The sequence below is a fragment of the Clostridium vincentii genome, assembly GCF_002995745.1.
Classification (GTDB): Bacteria; Bacillota; Clostridia; order Clostridiales; family Clostridiaceae; genus Clostridium; species Clostridium vincentii.
Map to the genome: position 1 here is coordinate 57549 of NZ_PVXQ01000020.1, position 7135 is coordinate 64683.

A 7135-nucleotide genomic window follows, 5' to 3' on the forward strand; every position below is an offset into this window, starting at 1 on the left:
TTATAGAATTAAGAAAATAACATTATTATTGTATTAATGGATAATAATTCATAAAAAAATTAAATTATATGAGGCAGGGGGAAATGGATTGAGAATATTTTTTAAATATATAGCCAAGTGCATGCTAGAGAAGAAAGCTAGATTTTGCTTATTGATTTTGGCTATAGCAATGAGTACAGGATTATTAGTAACAGTTTCAGGAACAGTTAAAATTGCAATTGGTAGTTTTGAAAAACCAATGACTGAAGCATTTGAAGGGAAAGATATAACTATATCATCTAAGGAGGGTGAGACTTTCTTTAAGACGGAAGATATAAAAGAAGAGGGAATTAAAAATATAAAAGGTGAGATTGTATTATCAGCAACAACTAATGGAGATGAAATAAATAATGTAACCATTAGAGGTAAGGAAGATGAAAATATAAATAAAGATATTTTACTTGAGGGTGACCTAAATGATTTTACTGGAGAAAAGTGCATAATATCAAAAAGGGTATCTGAGGAGAAAAACCTAAATATAAATGATGAATTAGAATTATTCATAGCAGGAGAAAGTAAAAAGTATAAGGTTACAGCAATAAGTGCTAATGAGAAAACCTTCTATAATGATAGTAAAACTTCCTACGAAATAATAGTTCCATATAAATTTATATCAGAACAATTCAAAGTAGAAGAGAAATATAATTATGTAACAGCAAATAAATCTTTAGATGATTCAAAAGAAAGTGTAAAGCTGTTTAATGGCAACAATACACAATTTGAAGCTAAGGAACTTTTTGATGCAGAATCTATTGAAGATCAAATGGCTTCATTTACTTCAATATTATATGCAATGCTTATAATAGTAGTATTTATGAGTGCAATAATTATATATGGTTCATTTAAATTAACCATTACCGAGAGATTATCAGTAATAGGAACATTTTTAAGTCAAGGTGCAACTCATTGGACTGTAGAAAAGATACTTATCTTAGAGAGTATAGGATATGGAATAATAGGAGCGATTTTTGGAAATCTCCTTGGATATGGAGGTTTATATTTAATAAATTATCTTGTATCACCATTAAAGGACTATGGAATAATTGAAAGTCTTTCAGTAGATCCAATATATTTTATAATAGGAACGGCCTTTGCAATAATATTATCTTGCATATCAGCTTTGGTTCCAATAATAAAAATAAGAAAGTTAGAAGTGAAAGAAGTTATATTAAACAATGTGAATATATCAATGAGTGTAGGATGGGTAAAATTCATTATTGGAACAATTATATTAGTTGGTACAATAATTATAAATTCAATAGATGCCACTTGGGTTAATTCTTTAAGTGCGATACTTATATTAGTTTCTATAATAGGACTAGTTCTTATGTATCCTAAGGTAATAGATTTAGTAACTAGAGTATTATACAAGGTATTTAGAGGAAAGAGTAAGGTTGTAGTATTTGCGCTTAATAATTTAAGAACTTCTAAAGTTCTTATGGGAAATATTACACTTATAGTAATCTCCATGTTATCAATATTTATGATTACATCAATAGGCACAAGTTTGAAGGAACTAGTAGTTGGAGCTTATCAAGAGATGTATTATGATGCTTCAGTAGCAGGGATTCAAGCAGTACCAGGCCTTACTGGAGAAAGCGTAACAGATAAATTAATTACTAAAATAAAAGAAAATGAAAATGTTGACAAAGATAGCATCCAAATAGCTAAATTTGCATATGGGACAGCTAACAAGGATACTATTATTTATCTTCAGGGTATAGATAGTCAGAAATATCAAAAATATAATGGATATTTAGAATTAGATAGTTATAAGTATAGTGAGATGTATGAAAAATTTGATAAATCTACAGATAGCGAAATTATTATAACCGATAAACTTAAAAGATTATTAAATGTAAATGTTGGAGATGAAATTACAATTGAAGTAAATGATATAAAGAAGGATCTTGAAATAATAGGAACAATGGATGGCAAAACATACTATCAGGGTCAATTCATATTAATGAAGAATGATGAAATCATGAAGGAATTCAATATTAAAGAGGCTAATCAAATAATATTTAAAACTACTAAATCACCAGATGATGTTAAAAATGAATTAAAGAGTGTTGTAAAAGATTTTGGCGCAACTGTGTCCACAAGGGATGAGGATCAAGAGAAAAATGTGGAAGGAAATCAAATGATAGTTAATATTTTAAGTATATTCTCATATTTAGCAATTTTCATAGCTGCTTTAGGAGTTCTTAATAATATTATAATCGGTTTCCTGCAAAGAAAAAGAGAACTTGCAGTTTTAAGCTCAGTAGGAATGTCAGATGGTGCTAGAAATGGAATGTTACTTATTGAATCCGTATTATCAGTAATATGGTCAGTAATAATAGCAGTGCCTTATAGTTATTTAGGATTATCCCTATTGACTAAAACTATGACTGCCATGGAACTACCAATGGATGTAGTTCTGGATATTAAGGCTGTGCCAATATATGTAATAGCAACTTTAGTGTTAATGATATTAGCATCATTGCCAATATTATTAAAAAGTAGAAAGTTATCAATAATAAATGAATTAAAGTATGAATAAAGGGGGAAGTTTTATGAGTATAATTGAAGTTAATAATTTAAATAAATCATTCAAAGTAGGAAAAGAAAGTGTTCAGGTATTAAAAAATATAAGCTTCAACGTTCAAGAAGGTGAGTTTATTTCAATTATGGGACCATCCGGTGGTGGTAAGTCTACCCTTTTATATTTACTAGGAGGCTTGGATAAACCAACTTCAGGAACCGTAAAAATAGATGGCAAAGATATTAGTAGAATAAAGAAAAAAGAAATAAGCTGGATGAGAAGAAATAAGATGGGTTTTGTATTTCAATTTTATAATCTAGTGCCAAACCTAAGCGTAGAGGATAATATAATGCTTCCAATAATATTAGATGGTAAAAAACTTAAGGATTATAATAAAAAGCTTGATGAAATATTGGATATAATCGGTATGCAAGATAAGAGGAAAATGACTCCAAGAGAATTATCAGGAGGCCAACAACAAAGGGTTGCTATAGCAAGAGCATTAATTTTTGAACCAGAAATAATATTTTTGGATGAGCCAATTGGAAATCTTGATTCAAAAACGGGAACAGACATAATGAAGCTATTTAAAAAGATAAATCAAGAATACGGAAAAACATTGATACAAGTAACTCACTCAGCTGACGCAGCAAAATATGGCACATCTATTATTAATTTAATTGATGGGGAGATAGTAGCTAGGGAAGAACTTGTGGAAAAAGTAGTATAAGAAAATACCACCCGCTAAGCGGGTGGTATTTTGCTTTTATTTACCAGTAAATATTAATATAGCATCTCTTAAAAAAACAGCCAATCCTGGTTGTTCTTTATCATAATAAGCTGTGAATCTTTCATCATCCACATACATTTGAGCAAGGCTTGCATGGGCTTCTTTAGTGTAGTTTGGCCAAGTGTAGCTAAGCCAGTCTTTATGAATTTTAGCAACCCTTTGAGATAATTCACTAGATGGATCACCAGTTTTAAAGGCTTCTAAAAGAGTAGAATTAATTTCATCACCTAATAAAGTGAATTTATCAAATTGTTCCTTGGTCATATTTTGAAACATTTTATTTGATATTTCTATAGTTTCCACGCCATAGTTTTCACGTATTTCTTTACCGTATTTCTCTTCGTTATCCTTCATCAGCTTTTCTTTAAATCCTTCAAACTTTTCTTTATCAGTCATTTTAATTTCTCCTTTTACTGAAGCAATAGTTTTTTCAATATTTAATATTAATAAATCTAATTGCTTTCTTTTTTCAAGAAGTTTATGATGATGTTCAATTAGTGCATTACTTTCATCAAAAGTAGGGTCAATAACAATATCTTTTATATTGTCTAAAGGCATTCCAAGCTCCTTATAAAACAAAATTTGTTGGAGTAGAGTAACCTCTGAATGCCCATAAATTCTATATCCTGATGAGTTAATTCTTGCCGGCTTAAGAATTCCAATCTCATCATAATATCGTAGAGTTCTAGCACTAATCCCAGCTAATTTACTTAGTTTATTAACTGTATATTCCATCATTTCACCTCCTGTTATTTCCAATATACACCCTTACGTAGCGTGAAGGTCAATAAAAACAATTGAGAAATTATTCTTTTGATTGTGTCGTAAGTTTTAAAACCTTATCAAGATTTTCAAAAACAGATTTATCATAGTCTTGATTGACTGATACTTTCAAAACATCATAAAGCTTTTCAAGCTGTTTAATAATTTGATCTAAAGTAGAATCATTTTTTACTAATAAGAACATTTTACTAGTTTTACCATCACCAACTTGAGCACATAATATTCCATCAAGGTTAAAGGCACGTCTAGCAAAAAGTCCTGTAATATGACTCATCACTCCAGGATGATTTCTCACAAGTAATTCAACAAGGTAAAAGTTTGTATTAATCATTAAAATTTCCACCACCTATCATTTCAGTATTTGTACCACCAGGAGCTACCATAGGAAATACATTTTCAAATTCTTCTATAGGTATATTAATTACATAGGGACCTTGGGTACCTAATATTTCTTTAAGTTTTTTTAAGGGGTCCTTTTCTTCGCCTAAATCACAACTATTAATACCAAAACCTTTAGCAATTAGGTTGAAATCTGGATTTGTTATAAACTTTGATGCAATATAATGATGGTTATAAAATAATTCTTGTTGCTGACGAACTAGTCCTAAATGATGATTGTTTAAAATAATAACCTTAACATTAAGACCAAAATCGGAAAGGGTTGCAAGCTCTTGAATATTCATTAATATAGAGCCATCTCCAGTAAAGCAAATTACTTCTTTGTTGGGATTAGCTAGAGCTGCACCGATAGCTACAGGAAGTCCAAAACCCATGGTGCCTAGTCCTCCAGATGTTAAGAAGGTCTTTGGTATATTGAAGGGATACCTTTGGGCAGTCCACATTTGATGTTGTCCAACATCAGTAGTGATTATCGCATCAGGTGGAGTATTTTCTGAAACAAAGCTGATTATATTAGCAGGATGTAAATCATTTTCATAGGATGGAAGTGGATATTTATTTTTTAAATACCTAACTCTTTCTATCCATTCAGATCTTGAATATTCATCAATAAATGGAAGTATCTCCTCTAAAAAATCCTTTATATTTGCAACTATAGATAAGTTAATGGTTTTAAGTTTATTTATTTCTGAAGCATCTATATCAATATGAATTACTGAAGCATTAGGGCAGAAGGTCTTAATATTTCCTGTAGCTCTATCATCAAATCTTATACCAAAGGCTAGAATTAAATCAGCCTCATTCATTAGGTAATTAGTATAGGGAGCACCATGCATCCCAAGCATTCCAAGACTTAAATCATCATCAACTGGATAAGCCCCAAGGCCCATAAGGCTTAGAGCAACAGGAATATTATTCTTTTTTGCAAATTTATATAAATTTAAAGAACTATTACTTCCAATTATTCCTCCACCAGCATAGATTATAGGTTTCTTTGATTTATTAATTAATCCTGCCATATATTCAATGGTAGTAGTATTAAGGGGAGTTTTTTTAACTGAAGTGTTATCTTTAGTTTCAAAGGATTCAACTTCAATAACAGCATTTTGTATATCTTTTGGAATATCAATTAGGATAGGGCCAGGTCTACCTTCTATAGCTATTTTAAAAGCCTCTGGAATAACAATGAAAAGTTCTTCTATACTTCTAATTAGAAAATTATGCTTAGTAATTGGTATAGTTAAGCCATATGCATCAACTTCTTGAAAGGCATCTGTACCGATGGCACAGTGAGGTACTTGCCCTGTTATTGCAATTAATGGAATTGAATCAAGTTTTGCATCTGCAATGGCAGTTAAAAGATTAGTTGCACCTGGCCCTGATGTAGCGAAACATACTCCAATCTTATCTGTTGTTCTTGAAATTCCTTGAGCAATAAAGCCAGCTCCTTGCTCATGTCTAGCTAAAATATGAGTAATATTACTTTTGTATAAAGCATCATATATTGGAAGATTAAAACCACCTGGAATTCCTGCAATATATTCTACACCTTCATTTTCTAATAGTTTAATAAGTAGTTCAGCACCTGAATATTTCACATAAATCACTCCTTTATAATATTTAATCTATTCTACATCTAATTTGAGCTTTTTCTCTGTTTCTTTTCTTAACCTAAAGGTTTTTTCTAGTTTTTCCGCAGCTTCTTGTACTTGCTCTAAAGCATTTTGATTTTGCAGTGCATCTCCTTTTTTGAATAATTGTAGAACTTTAACAGTGGATAATACTCTATATCCTAAGCCTTCAAGGGGTTTACTCATAGCATCAGACGTAAATCCCATATCTTTTTCATCATTTTGTTCACAAATAGATATAACTACAGCGTATTTTCCTCCTAATACTTCATTGATACTTGACCAAACCGAACGGTCATCTTCTGCAAAGATTTGGAAGCAATAAAGTCTTTCAATAAAAGCCTTCATATCTGATGTTATATTATAAAAATATGTTGGAGACCCCAAAATAATAGCATCACAGTCTAGAATAAGTAGATATAATTTCTGCATATCATCCATTATTACGCATTTGTATGTATCTTTGCACCCTTCACATCCAGTACATCCTCTAATATTGTAATCCCCAAGAAAAATCAGCTCAGTTTTGACTTCTTTTGATTCAATTGCATTAAGTGCTTGCTGAACTAGATAGGATGTATTCCCCTTTTTACGTCTACTACCTACTATTCCCAATACTTTCATTACACTACCTCCATAAATATAGTTGCTATACTCCGTATAGCTTAAAATAAAAAAAACTCCTCATCCTATAATATTAATAGGACGAAGAGTTTATCATCGCGGTACCACCTAAATTTGTATAATTAAATACACACGTCTCATCAAAGTCGTCACTTTAATAAGTTTTATATAAGTATACTAGCAAATAGTCACAATTGTCAATTAATTTCAGTTTATAGATTGAGTCAAGTAAAAGTGGGCAACTATTTTATTATCCATTATTTTACAGTATATATTTATAACTTCCCTTAAGCATTTTTACTCTTAATTGTAACTAATATCTCCAAATCCTTTTAATCCACA

The 7135-nt window shown here is 30.5% G+C and carries 6 protein-coding genes; 2 read left to right on the forward strand and 4 right to left on the reverse strand.

The annotated features are described in order from the left end of the window. Positions 1 to 88: 88 nt before the first annotated feature. Positions 89 to 2584 carry an ABC transporter permease gene (locus tag CLVI_RS10105; RefSeq protein ID WP_106060006.1) on the forward strand — a complete coding sequence of 832 codons (2496 nt, stop codon included), beginning with the start codon at positions 89 to 91 and terminating at the stop codon, positions 2582 to 2584. 13 nt (positions 2585 to 2597) lie between these two features. Then, positions 2598 to 3296 carry an ABC transporter ATP-binding protein gene (locus CLVI_RS10110; RefSeq protein WP_106060007.1) on the forward strand — a complete coding sequence of 233 codons (699 nt, stop codon included), beginning with the start codon at positions 2598 to 2600 and terminating at the stop codon, positions 3294 to 3296. A gap of 36 nt (positions 3297 to 3332) precedes the next feature. On the opposite strand, the gene CLVI_RS10115 is transcribed toward CLVI_RS10110, so the two are convergent. From CLVI_RS10115 to CLVI_RS10130, 4 genes are all read right to left on the reverse strand, one after another. Further along, a complete protein-coding gene (locus CLVI_RS10115; protein WP_106060008.1) occupies positions 3333 to 4091 on the reverse strand; it encodes a MerR family transcriptional regulator in 759 nt (252 codons plus the stop codon). A 70-nt stretch (positions 4092 to 4161) separates the two neighbouring features. Further along, positions 4162 to 4470, reverse strand: coding sequence for an acetolactate synthase small subunit (gene ilvN / locus CLVI_RS10120; RefSeq protein ID WP_106060009.1), 309 nt, complete (start codon positions 4468 to 4470; stop codon positions 4162 to 4164). Beyond that, a complete protein-coding gene (gene ilvB, locus CLVI_RS10125) occupies positions 4463 to 6136 on the reverse strand; it encodes a biosynthetic-type acetolactate synthase large subunit (protein ID WP_106060010.1) in 1674 nt (557 codons plus the stop codon). Before ilvB ends, ilvN begins: the two co-directional genes overlap by 8 nt. 27 nt (positions 6137 to 6163) lie before the next feature. Next, positions 6164 to 6793, reverse strand: coding sequence for a flavodoxin family protein (locus CLVI_RS10130; RefSeq protein ID WP_106060011.1), 630 nt, complete (start codon positions 6791 to 6793; stop codon positions 6164 to 6166). Between the last annotated feature and the right edge of the window lie 342 nt (positions 6794 to 7135).

Excerpts from the sequence above, each read along its gene's own strand:
- ilvN (WP_106060009.1), bottom strand. The coding sequence starts at position 4,470 with ATGATTAATACAAACTTTTACCTTGTTGAATTACTTGTGAGAAATCAT.
- CLVI_RS10130 (WP_106060011.1), bottom strand. The coding sequence starts at position 6,793 with ATGAAAGTATTGGGAATAGTAGGTAGTAGACGTAAAAAGGGGAATACA.
- CLVI_RS10115 (WP_106060008.1), bottom strand. The coding sequence starts at position 4,091 with ATGGAATATACAGTTAATAAACTAAGTAAATTAGCTGGGATTAGTGCT.
- CLVI_RS10110 (WP_106060007.1), top strand. The coding sequence starts at position 2,598 with ATGAGTATAATTGAAGTTAATAATTTAAATAAATCATTCAAAGTAGGA.